Source organism: Mycetocola sp. 2940, from assembly GCF_040548835.1.
Classification (GTDB): domain Bacteria; phylum Actinomycetota; class Actinomycetes; order Actinomycetales; family Microbacteriaceae; genus Mycetocola_A.
Window position 1 is genome coordinate 46,927 of sequence record NZ_JBEPSK010000008.1, and the last position, 19,758, is coordinate 66,684.

At 67.7% G+C, this 19,758-nt stretch carries 24 protein-coding genes; 14 read left to right on the forward strand and 10 right to left on the reverse strand.

What is annotated here, in order from left to right; genetic code table 11:
• Window positions 1-16: 16 nt before the first annotated feature.
• Both ABIE24_RS12200 and ABIE24_RS12205 read left to right on the forward strand, forming a co-directional pair.
• Window positions 17-478, forward strand: coding sequence for a MarR family winged helix-turn-helix transcriptional regulator (locus ABIE24_RS12200; protein WP_354500025.1), 462 nt, complete (start codon window positions 17-19; stop codon window positions 476-478).
• On the forward strand, window positions 475-1,119 hold the full coding sequence (locus tag ABIE24_RS12205) for a hypothetical protein (RefSeq protein ID WP_354500027.1): 645 nt from the start codon (window positions 475-477) through the stop codon (window positions 1,117-1,119). Before ABIE24_RS12200 ends, ABIE24_RS12205 begins: the two co-directional genes overlap by 4 nt.
• A 10-nt stretch (window positions 1,120-1,129) precedes the next feature.
• Here ABIE24_RS12205 and ABIE24_RS12210 read toward each other — a convergent pair whose 3' ends face one another.
• Window positions 1,130-1,933, reverse strand: a complete 804-nt coding sequence (locus ABIE24_RS12210) for an MBL fold metallo-hydrolase (protein WP_354500029.1) — start codon at window positions 1,931-1,933, stop codon at window positions 1,130-1,132.
• 111 nt (window positions 1,934-2,044) lie between these two features.
• Here ABIE24_RS12210 and ABIE24_RS12215 point away from each other — a divergent pair, with 111 nt between their 5' ends.
• The 4 genes from ABIE24_RS12215 (at window position 2,045) to ABIE24_RS12230 (ending at window position 5,945) form a co-directional block, all read left to right on the forward strand.
• Window positions 2,045-3,292: a hypothetical protein gene (locus ABIE24_RS12215; protein WP_354500031.1), complete on the forward strand. Its 1,248-nt coding sequence runs from the start codon at window positions 2,045-2,047 to the stop codon at window positions 3,290-3,292.
• Window positions 3,276-4,154, forward strand: coding sequence for an LLM class flavin-dependent oxidoreductase (locus ABIE24_RS12220; RefSeq protein ID WP_354500033.1), 879 nt, complete (start codon window positions 3,276-3,278; stop codon window positions 4,152-4,154). The genes ABIE24_RS12215 and ABIE24_RS12220 overlap by 17 nt, the downstream gene beginning before the upstream one ends.
• A 75-nt stretch (window positions 4,155-4,229) precedes the next feature.
• Window positions 4,230-4,910 carry a hypothetical protein gene (locus ABIE24_RS12225; protein WP_354500035.1) on the forward strand — a complete coding sequence of 227 codons (681 nt, stop codon included), beginning with the start codon at window positions 4,230-4,232 and terminating at the stop codon, window positions 4,908-4,910.
• 57 nt (window positions 4,911-4,967) lie between these two features.
• On the forward strand, window positions 4,968-5,945 hold the full coding sequence (locus tag ABIE24_RS12230; protein ID WP_354500037.1) for an NAD-dependent epimerase/dehydratase family protein: 978 nt from the start codon (window positions 4,968-4,970) through the stop codon (window positions 5,943-5,945).
• Window positions 5,946-6,026: 81 nt separating this feature from the next.
• Here ABIE24_RS12230 and ABIE24_RS12235 read toward each other — a convergent pair whose 3' ends face one another.
• Window positions 6,027-6,626 (reverse strand): fasciclin domain-containing protein, encoded by a 600-nt coding sequence (locus tag ABIE24_RS12235; protein ID WP_354500039.1) that lies wholly within the window; start codon window positions 6,624-6,626, stop codon window positions 6,027-6,029.
• A 338-nt stretch (window positions 6,627-6,964) separates the two neighbouring features.
• On the opposite strand from ABIE24_RS12235, the gene ABIE24_RS12240 reads away from it, so the two are divergent.
• Window positions 6,965-7,609, forward strand: a complete 645-nt coding sequence (locus tag ABIE24_RS12240; RefSeq protein ID WP_354500042.1) for an RNA polymerase sigma factor — start codon at window positions 6,965-6,967, stop codon at window positions 7,607-7,609.
• Window positions 7,596-8,354: an anti-sigma factor gene (locus tag ABIE24_RS12245; protein WP_354500044.1), complete on the forward strand. Its 759-nt coding sequence runs from the start codon at window positions 7,596-7,598 to the stop codon at window positions 8,352-8,354. Before ABIE24_RS12240 ends, ABIE24_RS12245 begins: the two co-directional genes overlap by 14 nt.
• Window positions 8,355-8,486: 132 nt before the next feature.
• Here the strand turns inward: ABIE24_RS12245 and ABIE24_RS12250 are convergent, their stop codons facing one another.
• Window positions 8,487-9,146: a histidine phosphatase family protein gene (locus tag ABIE24_RS12250; protein WP_354500046.1), complete on the reverse strand. Its 660-nt coding sequence runs from the start codon at window positions 9,144-9,146 to the stop codon at window positions 8,487-8,489.
• 147 nt (window positions 9,147-9,293) lie between these two features.
• Between ABIE24_RS12250 and ABIE24_RS12255 the strand changes: the two genes are divergently transcribed.
• The 4 genes from ABIE24_RS12255 (at window position 9,294) to ABIE24_RS12270 (ending at window position 13,380) form a co-directional block, all read left to right on the forward strand.
• On the forward strand, window positions 9,294-9,560 hold the full coding sequence (locus ABIE24_RS12255; protein WP_354500048.1) for a hypothetical protein: 267 nt from the start codon (window positions 9,294-9,296) through the stop codon (window positions 9,558-9,560).
• A 191-nt stretch (window positions 9,561-9,751) separates the two neighbouring features.
• The gene (locus ABIE24_RS12260) at window positions 9,752-12,082 is read left to right on the forward strand and encodes a zinc metalloprotease (RefSeq protein WP_354500050.1); all 2,331 of its coding nucleotides are present in this window, start codon (window positions 9,752-9,754) and stop codon (window positions 12,080-12,082) included.
• Window positions 12,083-12,086: 4 nt separating this feature from the next.
• Window positions 12,087-12,380 carry a hypothetical protein gene (locus ABIE24_RS12265; RefSeq protein ID WP_354500051.1) on the forward strand — a complete coding sequence of 98 codons (294 nt, stop codon included), beginning with the start codon at window positions 12,087-12,089 and terminating at the stop codon, window positions 12,378-12,380.
• Between the two features lie 124 nt (window positions 12,381-12,504).
• Window positions 12,505-13,380 (forward strand): DUF1206 domain-containing protein, encoded by an 876-nt coding sequence (locus ABIE24_RS12270; protein ID WP_354500053.1) that lies wholly within the window; start codon window positions 12,505-12,507, stop codon window positions 13,378-13,380.
• Window positions 13,381-13,457: 77 nt separating this feature from the next.
• Here ABIE24_RS12270 and ABIE24_RS12275 read toward each other — a convergent pair whose 3' ends face one another.
• The 3 genes from ABIE24_RS12275 to ABIE24_RS12285 form a co-directional block, all read right to left on the reverse strand.
• Window positions 13,458-13,628: a CsbD family protein gene (locus tag ABIE24_RS12275; RefSeq protein ID WP_354500055.1), complete on the reverse strand. Its 171-nt coding sequence runs from the start codon at window positions 13,626-13,628 to the stop codon at window positions 13,458-13,460.
• Between the two features lie 121 nt (window positions 13,629-13,749).
• Window positions 13,750-13,947, reverse strand: a complete 198-nt coding sequence (locus ABIE24_RS12280; protein WP_354500057.1) for a hypothetical protein — start codon at window positions 13,945-13,947, stop codon at window positions 13,750-13,752.
• A 107-nt stretch (window positions 13,948-14,054) separates the two neighbouring features.
• Window positions 14,055-14,783, reverse strand: a complete 729-nt coding sequence (locus tag ABIE24_RS12285; RefSeq protein WP_354500059.1) for a glycosyltransferase family 2 protein — start codon at window positions 14,781-14,783, stop codon at window positions 14,055-14,057.
• A 116-nt stretch (window positions 14,784-14,899) separates the two neighbouring features.
• Between ABIE24_RS12285 and ABIE24_RS12290 the strand changes: the two genes are divergently transcribed.
• Window positions 14,900-15,160 carry a hypothetical protein gene (locus ABIE24_RS12290; protein ID WP_354500061.1) on the forward strand — a complete coding sequence of 87 codons (261 nt, stop codon included), beginning with the start codon at window positions 14,900-14,902 and terminating at the stop codon, window positions 15,158-15,160.
• Entirely contained in the window at window positions 15,147-16,247 is a 1,101-nt protein-coding gene (locus tag ABIE24_RS12295) for a YihY/virulence factor BrkB family protein (protein WP_354500062.1), read from the forward strand. The genes ABIE24_RS12290 and ABIE24_RS12295 overlap by 14 nt, the downstream gene beginning before the upstream one ends.
• Before the next feature lie 149 nt (window positions 16,248-16,396).
• On the opposite strand, the gene ABIE24_RS12300 is transcribed toward ABIE24_RS12295, so the two are convergent.
• From ABIE24_RS12300 to ABIE24_RS12315, 4 genes are all read right to left on the reverse strand, one after another.
• A complete protein-coding gene (locus ABIE24_RS12300; RefSeq protein WP_354500064.1) occupies window positions 16,397-16,906 on the reverse strand; it encodes a methylated-DNA--[protein]-cysteine S-methyltransferase in 510 nt (169 codons plus the stop codon).
• The gene (locus ABIE24_RS12305; RefSeq protein WP_354500066.1) at window positions 16,903-18,399 is read right to left on the reverse strand and encodes an AlkA N-terminal domain-containing protein; all 1,497 of its coding nucleotides are present in this window, start codon (window positions 18,397-18,399) and stop codon (window positions 16,903-16,905) included. The genes ABIE24_RS12300 and ABIE24_RS12305 overlap by 4 nt, the downstream gene beginning before the upstream one ends.
• A 434-nt stretch (window positions 18,400-18,833) precedes the next feature.
• The gene (locus ABIE24_RS12310) at window positions 18,834-19,295 is read right to left on the reverse strand and encodes a MarR family winged helix-turn-helix transcriptional regulator (RefSeq protein WP_354500068.1); all 462 of its coding nucleotides are present in this window, start codon (window positions 19,293-19,295) and stop codon (window positions 18,834-18,836) included.
• A 23-nt stretch (window positions 19,296-19,318) separates the two neighbouring features.
• Entirely contained in the window at window positions 19,319-19,603 is a 285-nt protein-coding gene (locus tag ABIE24_RS12315; RefSeq protein WP_354500070.1) for a hypothetical protein, read from the reverse strand.
• Window positions 19,604-19,758: the final 155 nt, after the last annotated feature.

The following is a 19,758-nucleotide window of genomic DNA, read 5'->3' on the forward strand; positions in this document are numbered from 1 at the left end:
GTAGTAGGGTACCGGTATGGACCCGACGTCGAATCCGCTGGATCGCCTCCTCGAGATCAGCGAACTGTTCCGCGCTGACATGGCGCGGGCCTTCGAGGGCACAGGCCTCACTGCCGCACGCACCCACCTGCTGTGGGTGCTGGCCGGCCTTGGCCCGTCGCCACAGCAGGCCCTCGCCGGCGCCATGGGCGTCAGCGCCCGGAACATCACCGGCCTCGTGGACGCCCTCGAAGCAGCCGGGTACGTCAAGCGGTCTCCGCATCCGACCGACCGGCGGGCGACGATCGTCTCACTGACGGATGCCGGCGAAGTCACGATGAGCGACATGGCACGCGATCACGCGAACCTCTCCACGAACCTTCTGGATGCCGTGGACCCTGCTGATCGCGCGGCTCTCTCCCGGGGACTCGATGCGATCGCGACGCGGTTGCGCGCCCTGATCCAGGAAGAAGCGGACGCGGCGGCGGTGATTCGATGAGCGCTGACACCACGACGACCAGCCGTCGCTCGCCGTGGGAGCAGACCAGGTACATCGCACGCCGGGCCCTCACCATGGAGATCGGCATCTGGCAGAGCCTCTATCGCTTTCTCTTCCGTCGTCCGAGAGTTCCCCGGGGAGCTGTCGGCTTCACCTATCACAAGCAGGTCTGGACGATCCTGATGATCTTCATCGGGCTCTCAGCGTTCGAGATCCCGATCCTCGACCTCATCGTCCACCGGTGGCCGGTCGTGCGCATCGCGTTCCTCGCCCTCGGCATCTGGGGGCTCACCTGGATGATCGGGCTCGCGCTGGGCTTCGTCACCCGCCCGCACGCGGTCGGGCCCGGCGGCATCCGGGTCCGCAACGGTGCGGAAACGGACGTTCCCCTGGCCTGGGACGACGTCGAGTCGGTGAGTCTCGACAAGCAGGCGGACGAAGCCAAGGCGCCAAAGGTCACCGTCGATGACCAAGGCAGACGCACGCTCTGGATGCGCATGCAGAACGAGACCAACATCGAAGTCGCCCTGGAGCGCGCGACATCGATCCGGTTGCCGTCGGGAACCGAGACCGTGAACGTCGTGCGCTTCTGGGTTGACGAGCCCCGGGACTTCCTTGCGGAGGTCCGCAAGTACATCTGATCGTCGCGAGTCAGGACACCCCGGTCGCCTTCGCGGACTGCACGGCCGCCCGGATGCCGGCCAGCCACGGCTCACCGTGCCCGGGCAAGACGATCATCGCGCCGGTTTCGGCGAGCGGCACAAGCGACTCCATCGCCTGCGCGGAGTTCCCCGTCGCGGCGCCGGCGATGATCTGTGCCCCTCGTGCTCCCTTGTATGGGTCAAGGGTGACGAGCGCATCCCCGGTCAGCAGGGCGTCCCGGTCGGGGAAATGCAGCGCACAGTGCCCGCGCGTGTGACCCGGCGTGAAGATGACGTTCGGACTGCCCGGAACGTCGAGAACACCCGACGACGGCAGGTCCCTCACGTCGCTCACCCCCTTCACCCTCAACGCGCCGGCCGCCGTCATCGCCGCGAGGACACGCGTCGATTTCGGGTAGGTGAGCGGGTACAGGAACGGGGACCGCTCGCGCTGGTAGCGGTAGGGATGCGCGGCCAGTTCGCGGTCGGCGGCGTGGACGTACACCGGAATCCGTCGCTCCTGCACGGCTTTGGCGGCGAAGCCCACGTGGTCGAAGTGGGCGTGGGTGAGTACGAGCGCTGAGACGTCCGTCAGCGACCGACCGATCTCGGACAGCGCCGACAGCAGGTGCGGCCACGTCGACGGTAAGGCGGCGTCGACGATCGTGACCGCTCCTTCATCCTCCACGAGATAACAGTTGACGTAGGCGTGCTCGAGACGGTGGATGCCGGGCGCGACGTCGCGCGTCAGCGCCGCACCACCGGCGGATCTTCTCCTGGTACCGCGTCCTGACGTGCGGGTCGATGTCTTCATCGCGTGCTTCCCTTCTCGACGGAGCGTTCACAGTACGCACTGGGCACATGCAGGAACAAGGGGCTTGCGGCCGTCGCGCGCCCGATGCAGGCCCTGTGCCAGACTGCTGGCATGGATACCCCTCGCCGGCTGAGCCGTGCCCGGCTGGCCGGCGGGTGCGTCGTGATCTTTCTGGGAGTGGTTGTGCTCGTCCTCGCGGCGCTGGTCCTTCTCAGTGCACTGGAGCCCGAACCGGGGGATGACCACCGGACCATGGCCGGGACCGTGGTGTTCGTCGGCATCGTGGGATCGCTCGTCGTCGCGGCGGGTGTTGTGGTGCTCCGACGCCGGCCGCCTGAGCCGGCCGCGAACGCCCGGGTCCGTCTGTGGGTCCACGGCCGATTCGGCTACCAGGACGTCGTTCTCCTCTCGTTCCCCATCGCAGGCACCGCACTGATTCTGGGGTCGATGCTCGCCCCGACCGTTGTTTCAAGCCTTCCCCAGCAGGCAGGCACGTTCGCGGTAACTGCCTGTGGCTACGTCGACGAGGAGGACCGCGACAGCTACACGTGCGCCGGCGTGTTCGAACCGGCCGCAGGAGACCCCTGGACGCTTCCCCCGCACCTCTGGCTCGGAGAGGGGGAATTACCCGACCCCGGCGACCGCAAACCTGCGACGTTGCTCTCCAATGGCGGCGTGGTGGTCGGGGAACCGGAAATCTCCGGGGCGATCCTGGCACTCGGCCTGATTCTCGGCGGGGTCGGCCTGCCGATTCTGGTGATGTACCTCCGAAGCTTTTCGCGGTTTCTCTCGCTCCGGCGACGGTACCCCGGCGTCGACGTGGTCGAACGTGGGGGCTGGCGGAGCGCGGGCGGCGGGTCTGAGACGAGCCGGGCACACCTACGCGGGCAGGCGAAGACGAAGGCGGGTGTCCTTGGACTCTTCCTCAGCGTGCTGACCGTCGGAATCCTGGTGGCCGGAGGGTTCACGCTGTGGGACCGGTTCGCTCCCGGCCGAGTGGCGGCATCCGTCACCGTCGACCGGTGCACGGACTCGGGCGACCTCAGCGGACCCGGATTCCGTCCGCTGGTGACCTGCACGGCGACGGCCAGTGATGGGTCACTGGTGGAGTTCACCCCCGAATCCCGGATCCACCTGCCGGCGGGCGAGGTGGTGAGCGGTGAGATCAGGGACGGTGCGTTCATCGATCGCAGCGTGGGAATTCTCGCCGACCCTCTGATGCCGGCGCTGGCCGTAATGGCGGGTATGTGGGTTCTGATGGCGCTCGTCCTGTGGGCGAACGTTCACGAGGTCAGGCGGTTGCAGCGTGGGGAGCCCTCGACAAGAACTGAGGACAGGCGGAATGTATTACGGACATGAGCTGCAATTCGGCACATTCATCACGCCGGGCAACAATCCCCCGGAAACCGCCGTCGAGCTCGGTGTCCTCAGCGAGGACCTCGGCTTCGACCTCGTCACCTACCAGGACCACCCGTACCAGCCCCGGTTCCTCGACACCTGGACCCTGTTGACCTGGGTCGCGGCACGCACGCACCGGATTCAGGTGTCGGCGAATGTGCTCAACCTGCCGCTCAGGCCTGCGGCGGTCACGGCCCGCGCCGCCACGAGCCTTGACCTTCTCACGCACGGTCGATTCAACCTCGGACTCGGCGCCGGGGGATTCCTCGGCGCGGTGGCGGCGATGGGCGGCCCGCGGCTGACCCCCGGCCAGGCAGTCGACGCGCTCAGCGAGGGGATCGACGTGATTCACGGAATCTGGGATGCCTCCGAGCGCTCCCCGCTCCGCATCCCGGGAACCCATTACGCGGTGGACGGGGCGAAACGAGGTCCCGCTCCCGCACACCCCATTCCGATCTGGCTGGGGGCGTACCGGCCGCGGATGCTGCGCCTCACGGGCGCAAAGGCCGACGGCTGGCTCCCCTCCCTTGGCACGATGGAGCCTGCTCAGTTCGCCGCATCGAACGCGGTCATCGATGAGGCGGCGCTCGCCGCGGGACGGACCCCGAAAGACATCCGTCGCCTGGCGAACATCAGTGGCCGTTTCGAGCCGACGGGCAGCGGATTTCTTCGTGGACCGAGCAGGCAGTGGGTCGACGACCTGCTGCCGTATGTCGTCGAGCACGGCGTCGGCACTCTCATCCTCGCCTCAGACGATCCGTCGACCATGCAGCGATTCGCGGCGGAGGTGGCGCCGGCGCTCCGCACCGCGCTCGCCCGGTAGGGTCAGGGGCAGTTCCCGGAAGTCGGTGCAGATCCACCCTTGTTGAGCCGCACCGGCCGAGCGGAGAATGTCCGCATGGCAAGCCACGCCGCAGATGCCCCGGCTGACGCATCCGACCCGACCCCGTCATTTCGCGCTCAGATTCTGGCGACCGAGCATTGGGGTCTCCTCGCCGCGCGCGGCACGGCGCAGAGCGAGGTCCTCTCCCGCATCGGCATCTTCCTCACCCTCGTGTCGGCGGGCCTCGTCAGCCTCGCCCTCGTCGGCCAGGCCACGGACTTCTCCGATGCCTTCATCGCCTTCGCGATCGGCGTGCTCGCGTTCATCGACCTCGTCGGCCTGCTCACCCAGGTCCGGGTGGTGAACATCGGCATGGAAGACCTCATGTACGTGGTGGCCATGAACCGGCTTCGCGGTGCGTACCTCGAACTGGACCCCGGCATCCGGCGCGTTCTGATGGCCTCGCCCCACGACGACTTCCCCGGCGTTCAGCAGACCTATTACTTCTTCTCGCCGAAACGCGGTCTCAGCCAGGTGTTCGGAAGCACCATGATGTTCATCATGATCATCAACGCGGCGCTGCTTGGGCTGCTCAGTGCGGCGATCGTCGTGATCTTCAGCGGGTCGGCCGCGCTCGCCGTGTCTCTGGGACTTCTCGTGGGGATCGCCTATTTCGTGGTGAGCTTCCTGGCAGGGAACCGGCGCTTCCGAGCAGCGCTCGCGGCCCACCGGCCGGAATTCCCCTCGCAATCCTGACGATGCGCGCGAAGCGTTGACATAGACTCGTCCGCATCCCGGCGGAAGGAGCGTGCAATGGCACGAATCGTCGTCATCGGGGCGACCGGCCACGTCGGCAGTTACCTCGTGCCTCGCCTCGTCTCTGCCGGGCACGACGTCGTGGCGGTGAGTCGCGGCATCCGGTCCCCGTATCGAGAGGATGCCGCGTGGCGGCGGGTCACGCAGGTGCAGCTGGAGCGGGCAGCGGGCGACGCCGACGGGACCTTCGCCGACGCTGTCGCGAAGCTCGACCCCGACGTCGTGATCGACATGATGTGCTTCACCCCGGAGTCGGCCGCGCAGCTCGTGGAAGCGCTCCGTGGCCGAGTCCAGCTGCTGGCCAGCTGCGGCACGATCTGGGTGCACGGTCCGGCCGCCGCGGTTCCCACCCGCGAGTCCGACGAGCGCAACCCGATCGGCGAATACGGCATCGGCAAGGCGGCGATGGAAGCGCTGCTTCTCGCTGAGTCGAACCGCGGCGGACTGCCGTGTACCGTGCTGCATCCCGGGCACATCACCGGACCGGGCTGGCCGATGGTCAACGCTGCAGGCAACTTCGACCTCCGCGTGTGGGAGGCGCTCGCCGCAGGGAGGGAGGTCGCTCTCCCCAACCTCGGGCTCGAGACGGTGCATCACGTTCACGCGGATGATGTCGCGCAGTGTTTCCAGAAAGCCATCGAGCGCCCGGCCATGTCAGCAGGAAAGAGCTACCACGTCGTCTCCGAGCGGGCGATGACGCTCCGCGGGATCGCCGAAACGGCCTCACGCTGGTTCGGCCAGGAGGCGCGCCTCTCCTACCTCCCGTTCGAGGAGTTCCTGGCGCGTTTGGCGCCGGAGCACGCAGCGGCGTCTCGTGACCACGTCTCCCGGAGCCCGTCGATGAGCATCGCGGCCGCGGCATCCGACATCGGCTACGCGCCCCGGCACACCTCTGCCGAGGCGATCGCCGAGGGGCTCCAGTGGCTTCTCGGCGAGGGCATGATCGACACCGGCGGCCGGTCGCTCCAGGCCTGAACGGCGGTCAGGCCTGGAACCGTGCCCGCTGGCAGCGGGTGCCGGCAGATCCGTCGGGAAGAGCCGGCACCCGCTGGACTATCAGAGGGAGCCCGGTACCAGCACCCGGCTGATCGTGTGGATGACCCCGTTGCTCGCCTCGATATTGACAGCCTGCCGAACCAGGCGCGGATTCCGCAGGTCGGTGTTCTCATCGCGCAGATTGATCCCGCGCGGCTCGACGACCCCTCCATTCGCCATGGTCAGCGACTTGGAGATCAGGACCTGCACCACACCCAGTGATCGATCCGGCACGACATGGTAGAGCAGCACATTGCTGATCTGGTCGAGCGTGAGGGCAGTGGTGATCGTTGTGAGAGCCTCGGTTTCGCTTTCGGGAGCCACTCCGGTGAGATCGGTCACGAGCCGCAGGAAGGCACGGTCGTTGGGTGCGAAAACGGTGAACTCTCGCGAGGTGTCGCCGAGGACGGGTGCCAACCCGGTCGCGAGGACAGCCTGGACGAGCAGGTCGTAGTCGTACGGATTGCTGTCCGGCGTTCCGCCCCCTGACGCGGCGACGGCCACGTCGACGATCGTGCCGGCCGGCGAATCGCCGTGGGCTGTCGCCGGAGCTGTCGGGCCCACCAGGACCAGAGCCGCTGCTGCAGCCGTGATCGCGACGATGGTGTTCTTCTTTTTCATGTTCGGCACTCCTTTGTCATGGCATTCTCATGCCCCGAATGGGTGCCTCCCGCGAGGGACTCTACGACACGGTTCTCGGGCGGCACCATCCCCTGGCCCCTCTTGTCAGCAAACTTTCAGTACGAGCGAGGCCAGTACCTGAAGACGCGTTTATTTTTCGCCGCGCTGCATCCGATCGAGGTGTTTTTACGGAAGTACCAGTGAGAGCGCGGATGTGTCTGCCGGATCCTGGTTGGGTGCCTCCGTCCTGGGCCCCGTCGGCGCATCCCGCCCTCTCGCAACCGGTCGCGCCATCGGTGCGGCGGAAAAAGAGCGATACGCGGGTGGAGGTCGAGACTATGCTTGACGGCGCCGCCACCCGGGCGCCGTCGCCGCCTCGGCGGTCGACGGTCACGTCGGAGAAGCGGTCCCGGATCGAGAGGTCGCACAGTGACGTGACGGATCACGACGATGCCGCCATCGAAGCGCTGTTCAGCGCAGGCGACGAACGTGGGCTGGCGGCTGCCTACGCCCGCTGGTCCGGCGTCGTCCATTCGCTCGCCCGTCGGGCTCTCGGCGTCGACGCCGACGCTGAAGACGTCACGCAGCAGGTTTTCATCTCGGCCTGGCGGGGACGAGAAACGTTCGATCCCGCGAAGGGACCACTCGGTGCGTGGCTGGTGGGCATCACCCGCAGGCGAATCGCCGACGCATTCGAGGCACGCACACGCGCGCGCCGCATCGAGGAGAACCTGGCGGAGAACCTCGAACAGGAGGGGAGTCCTGATATCGCCGAAATCGCAGAACGATTGATGATCGTCGACGAACTGGAGCGCCTCGAGCCCGTGCCGCGTCGGGTCATGGCCCTTGCCTTCTACGGCGACCTGACGCACTCAGAAATCGCGGACACCACGGGCATCCCCCTGGGCACGGTGAAGAGTCACATCCGCCGGAGTCTCGGCCGTCTTCGCACCCGACTGGAGGCGAACCATGGCGCACCTTGACGACGACCAGCTGACTCTCTTTGCCTTCGGCGAAGCCGACCCGAATGCCGAACAGCGCGAGCACCTCCGAACCTGTTCGCGGTGCGAGGCCGAGCTCGTCGCCCTGTCCCGACTCGTGAGCGTGGGCCGCAGCCTCGGAAATGAGGAACTGGTGCAGCCCCCGGATGCCGTGTGGAGGGGCATTCATTCGGAACTCGGACTCTCCGAGGAGGTTCGGGAGGTGCCACGCAAACAGCAATCAGCCCCCGAGGCGGCGGTTCGCAGGGACGTCGGCTCTCCAGCCCGCCGCGGGGCGTTCCGCCGCCGCATTCCCAGGCGAGGCGCAGTGGTGGGGATTGTCGCTGCGGCATCGCTCGTTGTCGGAGTGATCGCGGGTGTCGTCGGGGCGTCGCTGTTCGTGCGGCCGGCGGCCTCGCGCGTCGTCGCGGAGGCAGAGCTCGAGCCGTTCCCGAACTGGCAGGCCTCCGGCACGGCGCGCGTCGAAGAAGGAAGCTCAGGGGCTCAACAGATGGTTATCGACCTCTCGGCGCCGGACCAGGGGCTCCGAGAGGTGTGGCTGATCGACCCCGGCACGTCAGGCCTGATCAGTCTCGGCCTGCTCAGCGGTGCGAGCGGCACGTTCTCGCTCCCGGACGACGTCGACCTCGAGCGCTACTCCGTCGTCGACGTCTCGCAGGAACCGGACGATGGAAACCCGGCTCACTCTGGCGACTCCATCGTGCGCGGCGAGCTCCGCAGCACCTGAGCCTGTCGCTCGGTGCGCATAACTCCGCCAACCGGTGTCGCGCTCGGCCCGCATTCCGCGCACAGTCCGCGTCAATCGATTTCTGAGGGAGCGGCCAGGCGGAGTGGTGCACACGATCGTCCAGCGATCCGGTCAGGCCAGCGCTTCACCGGTCGGGTCGTCTGCTGACGGGTCGGCCAGCTGCGTGCCGCCCATCGGGGCGCCGTCCCACTCCTCGACGGTCCATCCGTCGGCCATGCTGCCGGTGGCGATGACGATTCCGGTGTTCGCCAGTTCGTGGGCGGCGGCATACCGGACGTTGACGTCGCTCGTGCGGGATGCGATCCAGGTGCGGATGGCTGCGCCGTGGCTGACGACGGCGACGGTGCCGTCGTGTTCCCGCCCGATCGTCTCGATGGCGGCGTCGAAGCGGGCGAAGAAGTCGCGGCCGTTCGGGCCGCCCGGCATCGCGACGTCGAGGTCGCCCGCCGCCCACGAGAACACCACCTCCATGTAGCGCATCTGGTCGGCGTAACTGCTCAGGCCCTCGAGGGCGCCAGCCTCGATCTCGTGCAGCCCGTCGGTGATCCGCCGTTCCAGGCCACGCTCGGTGGCGAGCGGCAGGGCAGTGAGCTGTGTCCGCAGCAGTGTGGAGACGAAAATCGCGTCGATCGCCTCACCGCGGAGGGCCTCGGGGACCGCCTCGGCCTGTCGCTGCCCGAGGTCGGTCAACCCTGGCCCGGGGTGGGCGGTGTCGAGCCGGCCGAGCACGTTGGCCGGGGTCTGTCCGTGACGAATGAGAAGGAGTCGCATAGGCCTCCAGCCTACGCACCTTCGCCGGTCGGGCAGAGGAGCGCTGGGGCATCGGCCCGTTCCGATCGGGTGAAAATTCTGCTTGGCGTGTCGCAGGGATCGGTCTATGCTTCATTAACATTCGAACATACCTACGAAGAAGGCATCATGAAGACAGCGACGGATCGAACGGCGACGATCTGGACCGAGGGCGTCCTGCCCGTACGGATGTTCTGGCGGGATCGCCGGTGGCGGGTGTCCGACACCCCGACGGCGCTTTTCGGTGAACCGGAGTACTCGCATCCGCTGATGACGCACTCTCCATCGGTCCGGATCGGCTGGAGGTTCCAGGCGACCGACGACGGCGGCGAATCGGTCGTGGTGGACGCGGTGAAGCTCGGATCGGAATGGGTGATCGTTCGCACCTATCAGTGATTCGGCCGGACTCGGATTCGGCTGGACTCCGTTGACGCGATCCGCCCGGGAGAGTAGGAAGTGAGGAGTCGGCCCGCCCTGCGGTGGCTCCGGTAACCGGTTGTCGCTGAAGGCTGATTGTTCGTTCTGGCCTGCGTTGCCCGGGCTCCCGCGGTGGAGTCTCGCAGGGTTTCTGTTCAGCGACTCTGGAGATGACCGTGAACGCCAATTTCAGCGATGAGAACGACGACAGCCCGGATGAAACGAACGTCGACGCACTCGACGCAATCCCGGGGTTTCCCTTCCCGATCAGCCCCGCGAGCGGGCTGTACACCTACTCCGCCCTGCTGTCGGGCCCGCTACCGCCTGCGCCGGTTCGGGAATGGCCGCGAAACCCGCAGCATCCTGTTCCTCCTGACCCGCCGTTCGGCCACGCCGATGCTGAGTGGAGCGGTGCGGAATGGGCCGACGACGGCAACGTTGTGGGCGGGGCCGCGGTGCTTCCGCTGTTCCGGTCGGAAGACCTGCGGCTGGACGTGGACGGCAACTTTGCCCAGATGACGGCGAGCGGTACCGCCTACTCGCGGTTGACCGCACGGAACCACTGGATCGCGTCGCTGACCGCGACGAGCACCGGGTGGTCGGGCGACATCTGGTACAAAGACAATGCGCCGTCCTTCCCGTATACCCGGGTGACGATCCGTGTCGTGCGCCCGTCGTTCTGGCGCCGCCCGACGGCAGCGATCGTCAGGTTCAGCGGCGCCGGAGCGCCGTTCACGCGCGTCTACGCCTGGACGTCGGCCCGCTTCCGCTCCGTGGAGTTCGAGTACGACACCACTCCCGACGCGAACCAGGTGATTTCCGTCGACACCCACGACCATCCCAACCGCCCGGCAGGGATCCGGGACGAAGTGCTGACGATCGACACGGTCTACCGTCGGGCCGGTTTCGACGTCAGGAACTCTGGCGGCAGCGGCAGCGTGCCGGTGTCGGGAGCCGGCGCGAACGGCACCTGGAGCGATGCAGAGATGCACGACGCGATGCAGACCTACTGGTCGCGGTTCTCGAACGCTCCGAAATGGTCGATGTGGGTGTTCTCGGCGGCACTGCACGACATGGGCGAGTCGCTCGGCGGGATCATGTTCGACGACATCGGACCGAATCACCGCCAGGGCACGGCGATCTTCACCGAGGCATTCATCAGCGTCGCACCTTCCGCTGACCCGGCACCAGCCGCCTGGGTGCGGCGGATGCGGTTCTGGACCACGGCACACGAGATGGGCCACGCGTTCAACCTGGCTCACTCCTGGCAGAAATCGCTCGGGACCGCCTGGATCCCGCTCGTGGACGAGCCTGAGGCTCGATCGTTCATGAACTACCCCTACGCGGTCAGCGGAGGAGAAGCCGCCTTCTTCGCCACCTTCGACTACCGGTTCAGCAACGCGGAACTGCTGTTCCTGCGGCACGCCCCGGCCCGGTTCGTGCAGATGGGGAACGCGAACTGGTTCGACAATCACGGCTTTGAATCCCCGGATGCCGCACTGCAGGCCGCGGAGTACCGGCTCGAAGTGCGCGCGAACCGGGAACGCGCTGAATTCGAGTTCCTCGAGCCCGTCGTTCTGGAGGTGAAGCTCACCAATGAAGGGCGCGACCCGAAGATCGTCGATTCGACGACCCTCGACTCGGCCGGGCTCGTCGTGATCATCAAACCGGACGGGAAACCCGCCCGTCAGTGGATTCCCTACGCCACCGCCTGCGTCGAACCGAGGGCGGAGGTCCTGGAACCGGGATTGTCTTCGTACGAGTCGCTGCCCCTGTTCGCCGGGCTGAACGGCTGGGACGTCGCAGAGCCGGGCGTTTACGACGTCCACGTCGCCGCGGCGGTGGACGGGGCGATCGTCTTCAGCACCCCGCTCCGTCTTCGGATCGCTGCTCCGCAGAACGCAGAGGAGGAACGTCTGGCTGGAGAGTTCTTCACCGAGGACGTCGGGCGGGCGCTGACGTTTTCCGGCACCGTCGCTCTTGTTGACGCGAATGAGACCCTCCGGAAAACGGTGGACCGGCTCCCGTCGAGCGCCGCCGCCGTCCACGCGGCGGTCGCGCTTGCCCAGCCGCTGGCGCGGGACTTCAAGTCCCTGACGATTCCCGAGACCGATGTCCCGATGACATCCGTCGCTGACGCCGACGGGTCGGTGGCCCTCCGCCGCGCGAAACCGGACCAGGCGCTCAGCGTGATGTCTACCGCGACCAGCGCATCATCGGTCGATGCCGCAGCCGAGACCCTCGGGCACATCGGGTTCCGCCGCGAAGTCGAACAGTTCGCCGTCGCCCTCTCGGATGCGGGAGACTCGGCGGGCGCGGCCTCACTGCAGACCGACCTCGCGAAGGTCCTCTCGGACCGCGGGGTTCTGCCGCGGGTCGTGGACGAAGTCGCAGAAAAAGCGGGTACGTTCGCCGGGCCGAAGTCGAAGCGCTCGGCATCGACGAAGTCCGCCGGCGCGACGTCGGCAAGAGGTGGCCGAACCAAGCCGGCCGGAAAGTGATCTCGTGAGCATCCTGCACGTCGAATTTCAGGAAGGGTGGACCGGTGAGCCCGTCGCCCTGGTGGTGAACGGGGAGGTCCGCTTTCACGGATCTCCCCGAACCCGAACGCAGATCGGGTTCGCCGAGTCGGTCACGGTCGAGGCCGATGAGGCAGCGGTGCTCGAACTCGAGGGCCCGGAGGGCACGCGGACCGAGCTCCCGGTTCACGAGCCGGGCGAGGCATGGCTGGGGCTGTCCCGGGAGGACGACGGATCGATTCGCGTGATCGAGCAATCGACGCCGTTCGGGTACGTGTAGCCCCACACAGGGCGAGACGTTCCACGGTGCGGATGCCGGCGCTGGCGTCGGGCGCGTGCGATCGTTCCTAGGATGAATACGTGATCACCCACCCGTTGCAGGACCCAGCCCGGAGAAACCGGTGATGGCCTCAGCCGAAACGGTGCCGCAGGAGTCCGGGCGCAAGCGCGACGAGATGAAGGCGGCGGCCCGGAAGGCGAACCGTGACCCCAAGGTGCGTGGCTTCGGCCGTGCCGGCCTGATCGCGAACGGCATCATCCACGTGCTCATCGGAGGTATCGCGATCGGGGTGGCCTGGGGCAGCAAGGGTGAAGCGGACCAGTCGGGCGCGCTGCGCGCGGTCGCAGACACCCCCGGGGGAGTGTTCCTGCTCTGGGCGGCCACACTCGCGCTGTTCGGTCTCGCCCTCCTGCAGTGGACGGAGGCCTCCCAGGTCGAGTCGGCCAAGCGCCGCCTTGTGCTCATGCGCCGGATGACCAATGTCGCCAAGGCGCTCGGCTACGCGGCCATCGGAGTCGTCGTGGGGTTCTACGCCCTCGGCGGGCGCTCGGATGCATCGGAGACCTGGCAGGGCTTCAGCAAAGCGTTGCTCGGAACCCCCGGTGGGGTGTTCGCCCTCGCCGCCGTCGGCGTTCTCGTCGGGACCGTCGGGGGAACCCTCGTGTTCCGGGGCGTCACCCGCAACTTCCGGGAAGAGCTCGAACCGCTGGAGGGGGGCTTGTCCTGGTTCGTCGGGGCGCTCGGTGTCGCCGGCCACGTCGCCAAGGGACTGGCCATGGTCGTGACCGGTGCCCTGTTCCTCGCCTCGGCCGCGTTCACCGACCCCGGACCGGCCCGCGGACTCGACGGAGCCCTCAAATGGGTGGAGAGCCTGCCGTTCGGCGGCGCCCTGCTACTCACGATGGCTGGCGGGTTCATCGCCTACGGCTGTTACCTCTTCGCCCGCGCCCGGTTCCTGCGCAAGGGCCCGATGGTGGTGACCTCCGTTAACGAGCGGTGACGAGGCATCCGCTCGCAGGCATGGACGTGGCCCGGTCTCCGCAAAGGCAGCGGAGCCGGGCCACGGGTGAAGTCGCGTTACTTGAACGCGTCCTTCACGTTTTCGCCGGCCTGCTTGAGGTTGGCCTTGGCCTGGTCATCCTGACCTTCGGCCTGAAGTCGTTCATTGTCGGTCGCTTTGCCGATGCCTTCTTTGGCCTTACCAGCAGCTTCTTGAGCGGCGTTCCCGATCTTGTCATCGAGTCCCATATGGTCCCTCGCTTTCTGTGTTTGCGACCCGCGGAAGTCCGCGGCCGAACAAGTCAAGGCTAGGCAGGCCCCCTAAACGGCTCAAGGCCCTTGACAATCACCGTGGCCTCGAGAAGGTGACTTAGAGACCACCCTGGCGGAACCGCTCGTCCGCGAGCTGGGTCGACCCCGTCCCGTCCGGGTCGAGCGGCGGAATCGTCTCGTCCTCGCCTGAGCCCTCCACCGGGTCCTGCGACGTGCCGCCGCCGGTTGCTGTGCTGCCCGGGCCGAGCAGCGCCTCATCAGGGGCATCCGCATTCTGGTCGATCGGGTCACTCATGCCATCTCCTTCGGTCGGACGCTCAGTCTGCCCGCGCGCGTCGCGCCGGTCAAGTCGTGTCGGCTGAGGCAAACCGCAAGGCCGTGACCGGCTCAGCGCGTCGCCGGTCACGCTGTCAGGGCTCGGCGTCGCCTCCTGCTCAGCGGTGACTCCCTGAGCACATTCAGGGCAACGGTGACGACGCCGCGCATCACCCGGCGGCCCATCGCCTGCCCGCCGGCGAAGGGGCGCGCCGACACCGCGACGTGCAGTGCCGGCTCGAACAGCACCGTCATGCCGGGCTGGAACTGAAAGCTCAGGTCGAGGTCGTCGTGCACATCGAGCCGGTCGAGGTGGGCGGTTTCCCGAACGACGAGCCAGGCCTCAGACCGGATCGCATAGTTGGATCCGAATAGCGGAGGATGACCGAGCAGCATCCCCATCGCGCTGAAGTAGGCAGGCAGGTAACACGAGCGGCCGAACCAGCGTTGCACCCTGTTGCCGCCGTAGAAGTCCGCCGTCCCAGTCACGGCGGATGCTTCCGGATGCGCGCCGAACGAGGCCTCCACCTGGTGCAGCCAGTCCTCCGCGGGTATGGAGTCCGCGTCAAGCCGGGCGAGGATTGCACCCGGCGCGGCATCGAAACCGGCGCTCGTGGCTGCCGCGATACCGCGCACGGGCTCGGTGACCACGCGGGCGCCGGCCGCGTGGGCGACCTGCGCGGAGGCATCCGTGCTTGCGTTGTCGACGACGATGATGTCGTCGGCGGGGCGGGTCTGCCGTGCGAGGGCGTCGAGGCAGACGGCAAGCTCCGCAGCGTCGTTGTAGACGGGGATGATGACGGAGAGGCGGGCCACGAGATCAGGATAGAAGGTCCTCCTGCGTGGCTGGAGGGGTTGCGCAGCGAGGGAAGTTCGGGGTGCGCGGGCAAGCCCCTAGCTCCATTTCGCGGCCGAGGAATATGGTGAACAACATGGCTGATCAGACTGGCGTCACGATGACGCTCCCCACCGACCGCCGCGAGCGCGCGGAAGGTATGGGCGAGCAGGTGCGGAACCTGAACCTGGAAGAGATCCGGGAGGACCTGGCGTCGACGGTGGGGGAGATCCGGCGGCGGGTGTCGATGGGCATGGTGATCGCCGTCGTGGCCTGCTTCGTCGGAATCCTCATCGCCTCGATCGTCGCCGTCGCAACGGGCGACCACGGCGCGGACGGCCACCATGGCTCGCGATAGCGTCGACACCGACCGCGACGAGGAAGCGAGGAACGCCGAGGACACCGCCGTCGCCGGTGCGCCCTCGGATGTCGAGCTGGCAGAGGAGGCGCCGTCGGAAGCCGAAGTCCGCACACCTCCCCACCTGCGCGGCAAGGATTACCTGACGGTGTACCGCCGGGCGCTGCGGGAGTTCGGTAAGGACCAGTCGACCGACATCGCCGCGGGGCTGACCTATTTCGCGGTTCTGGCGCTGTTCCCCGCGCTCCTGGCGATCGTCTCACTCCTCTCGCTCGTCAACCAGGACTCGAACGTGACCGAGCAGTTGCTCGCCCTGTTCTCGTCGATCGCCCCTGCGGACACTGTCGAAGCGCTCGAAGGTCCCATCGAGGACCTCACCGCCACCCCCGCCGCCGGTCTCGGGTTCGTCATCGGTCTCGTCGGCGCCATCTGGTCGGCATCCGGCTTCGTCGGCGCTTTCTCGCGCGGCATGAACCGGATCTACGGGGTGAAGGAGGGCCGCCCGTACCTGAAGTTCCAGCCGGTGATCCTGCTCGTGACCGTCATCGCCCTGATCACCCTCACCACGATGGCGCTCATCATCGTCCTGAGCGGAGACGTCGCCGAAGCCGTCGGCAGGCTCGTCGGGATCGAGGAGACGACCATTCTCGTCTGGAACATCGCCAAGTGGCCGCTGGCTGCCGCCCTCGCGGTGCTGATCCTCGCCATGCTCTACTACTTCACCCCGAACGTGAAGCAGCACAAGTTTCGCTGGCTGACGGTCGGGTCGGTGACCGCGCTTGTCGTCTGGGCGGCAGCGACCTTCGGCTTCTTCTTCTACGTCTCCAACTTCGGCAACTACGACGAGACGTACGGCACCCTCGGTGGCGTGATCGTTTTCCTGTTGTGGTTGTACATCAGCAACATGGCGCTCCTGTACGGCGCCGAGGTCGACTCCGAGATCGAGCGGGTGCGTGAACTGAGGGCCGGTATCAAAGCGGAGTACTCGGTTCAGTTGCCGCTTCGGGGCTCCGCACGGATCGACGCGGCGATCGAAGCCGAGGCGAAGGCCGTGCTGGAGGCGAAGCAGTTGCGCCAGGAGCACTGAAGCCGGCGGGCCGTGTGTCGCCGCCGCCCTCGTCGCTCGGTCACAAAGGGTTGTTCCGACCTGCGTGGCCAAAACGGCTGGAGTTCTCGCGGCGAGACGCGGCCTTTCTTGGCGGCGCAACGATGCCGTGGTCGCTGCCGCGGCATCCATCAGGCGGCGGCGGCCTCCCGGGCAAGTAGCGATTTCTTCACGTCGACGCCCCAGGCGAAGCCGCCGAGGGTGCCGTCGGTGCGGAGCACCCGGTGGCACGGCACGAACAGGGCCGGCGCGTTGGTGGCACAGACGCTCGCCGCCGCCCGCACCGCCCGCGGATTGCCGATCGCCGCAGCGAACTCGGTGTAACTCTGCGGGTGGCCGGGGCGGATGCGACGCAGCTCGGCCCATCCGCGCATCCGGAACTCCCCGCCATGCTGGGCGACCGGGACGGCGTCGATCGCCGCCAGGTCGCCGTCATAGTACGCGCAGACGGCGTCGGCCGCTGCGGAGTGACCGGGCTCGAGGGCCGCAGGGCGCAGGTCCGGCGCGATCCGGGCGAGCAGGGTGTCGACGGATGCCGTCCAGCCCGACGCGAGGACGGCCCCGTCGGCGCGGGTCACGATGCTGAACGGACCGTCGGGGGTGGCCACTGTCTCGTGGGTGGCCATTGTGCGGGTGGTCATGGGATCTCCTGGGGGATCGGGGCCTGCTGGGCCGGCGGAAGAGTCGTGGGGGGCAACCCGGCGGCGCGCCAGAGGTGCAGGCACAGGTAAGACCGCCAGGGCGAGAGCCCCGCGGCGTAGACGGTGAGCGGCCGGGGATCGGCCGGCAGGCCGAGGGCGCGCGCTCCGGATCGGACGGCGACATCGCCGGGCAGGAAGACGTCCGGGTTGCCGAGGACGCGCATCCCGACATACCCGGCGGTCCAGTCGCCGATGCCTGCGATCGCGGTCAGCCGGGCATGTTGTCCGGCCGGGTCGTCGCCGAGGCCGAGGCTGAGTTCCCCGGCGGCGAGGGCCTCGGCCACGCGCATCACAGTGTCGATCTTCGCTCGCGGCCCGACGAGCACATCGCGGCCGGTGGCGGCGATCTGGGCGGCGGTGGGGAACAGGCGGGTGAGCTCGCGCCTGGCGCCCGACGGCTCGAGGTCGGTGCTGCAGGCCGCAGCGAGCCGGTTGAGCTGGGTGCGCGCAGCAGCGACCGTGATCTGCTGACCGACGATGGCACGGAACAGCATCTCCTCGGCATCCACGGCGCCGGGAAGACGGATGCCGGGAACCGCCGCAACGCGCGGAGCCAGCGCCGGGTCGGCGCTGAGGGCGGTGTCGACGGCGACGGGGTCGGCGTCGAGGTCGAACAACCGTCGCACCCGCGAGGTCAGCACGGGAAGGTCGCCGAGGTGCGTCAGCTCGGCATCCAGGCGCAGCGCGCTGCCGTCGAAACGCACTTCGAACCGGGCCGGGCCACCCGGCAGCTGCAGGGTGCGGGCGTAGGAGTCCGCCGCCGCGATCTCCACGCCGGACACCGCGCGCGGGGCGAGCCAGCCGAACACCCCGGCGGCGTCGAACGGCGCCCGGAACGGAAGGGAGAGCGAGAGGGAGCCCGGTGCGGAGGATCGCCGCGACCCTCTCGACCGGATCTGCCCGGGCGTGAGCTCGAACACTTCGGCGATGGTGTCGTTGAACTGGCGGATGCTCGCGAACCCGGCCGCGAAAGCAATGTCGGCGACGGGCAGGTCGGTCGAGGTGAGAAGCGTCCTGGCCGTCTGCGCCCGGTGAGCCCGCGACAGAGCGAGCGGACCGGCCCCGAGCTCGTCATGCAGCACGCGGGTCAGGTGCCGCGATGAGTAGCCGAGCCGGCCGGCCAGCCCGGGTACACCCTCGCGTTCGACGACGCCGTCGCCGATCAGCCGCATCGCCCGTGAGGCGAGGTCGTTGCGCAGGTTCCAGGCCGGGGTGCCCGGTACGGCTTCGGGCAGGCAGCGTTTGCACGCGCGGTAGCCGGCTTCGTGCGCGGCAGCGCTGGTCGCGTAGAAGGTGACGTTCTCCGGCTTCGGCGTCCGGGCCGGGCACGAGGGGCGGCAGTAGATGCCCGTCGAGCGCACCGCAGTGATGAACTGCCCGTCGAAGCGGGAGTCCTTCGCCTGGATGACGCGGTACCGCTCGGTGAAGTCCATGCGTTCAGCCTGACACAGCGGATCACAGTCGGCTAGCGGAAATCGGACATAGCGGTCCAGGGGTGAGGTGGCTGGGGATCGCCGTCGCGTCCCGCAGATTTCCGGGTCAGGGCTGCCGCCTTTCACGTGGCTGGCGCCACGTGCCCTCGGCACATCATGCGGTCGCCCGCCTCGTGTCGTAAGCGTCAGCAGGAGATAAGGAAAAAGGCGCGACGTAAGGATGAAAAGTGCCCGATCGTCCTTGCCCGGCGCTTTCTTCCTTGCCCCGGGTCGAACGCGGGAGTGCTCAGACCTGGACGGGAGCGGCGTGCGGATCCGGGCCGGGGCACAACATCAGCACGGCATAAGGAAATAGGCGCGAGGTAAGGATGAAAAGTGCCCGATCGTCCTTGCCCGGCGCTTTCTTCCTTATCCGGGGGTCGATGCGGGAGGGCTCAGTCCGCGACCGGAACGGGGTGCGCTTCGTGGGTCGGACGCAGCTTCGACGTCAGGTGGGCGAGCTGACGGAGCTCGTCATCGCTCAGCGCAGCGCCCATCAGTTCCGTGATGGCATCCATGTGCAGCCGCGCGACGTCCCGGTACTGGGCGAAGCCGGCATCCGTGATCGCTACGATCGTGCCGCGTCTGTCGGTGGGATCCGGATGCTTCGACACGAGACCGCGGGCGACGAGCCGGTCGATGAGGCGGCTGACACTGGGCTGGCTCAGCAACACGAGCTGGTTGATGTCGCGCAACCGGGCACGGTTGCCCGGCTGGAGCGACAGGTTGAACAGCACGTCGTACTCATTGAGCGACATCGTGCGGGTGGGGAATTCGGCGGCGAGCACCCGGATGACGCCGACCTGCGCACGAAACAGCGACTCCCACGCTGTTACCGCCAGTTCACGATCCGTCATCGGGGCCTCCTTGAGCATTCAGCCTAGGGGTTCCTGTTCCTGATACCCGTCTCCTGACCGGGGCGCGTCACGCCGCGGTAGATCAGGACCAGGCCGGTGATGTTGATGCCGATGCCGACCAGCGCGACGAGTAATCCCAGCAAGATGTTCACCGGGCTGGCGGTGACTAACCCCGTGGCGGTCAGAACGACACCGCCGGCGACGGCCAGCAGCCCGACGGCGAAGCAGACGACGCCGAGCAGCGTGGCGCGGGAGAACATGTGGGGAGGATGCGGCGGGGGCGCGGCGTCCGAATTCTCGGAGCTCATCCTCACAGGCTAGCGGCCCGGCGTCGAGTTGCCGGTTAACGGATTGAAGGCCGGTCGTAGAGGCTTACGACCGGCCTTCCCCTTGCACCAAGAGTGTCCTGCAATCACATTCCGCGGTAGCTGCCACAGCAAACAACTAACGCTCTATGAATATA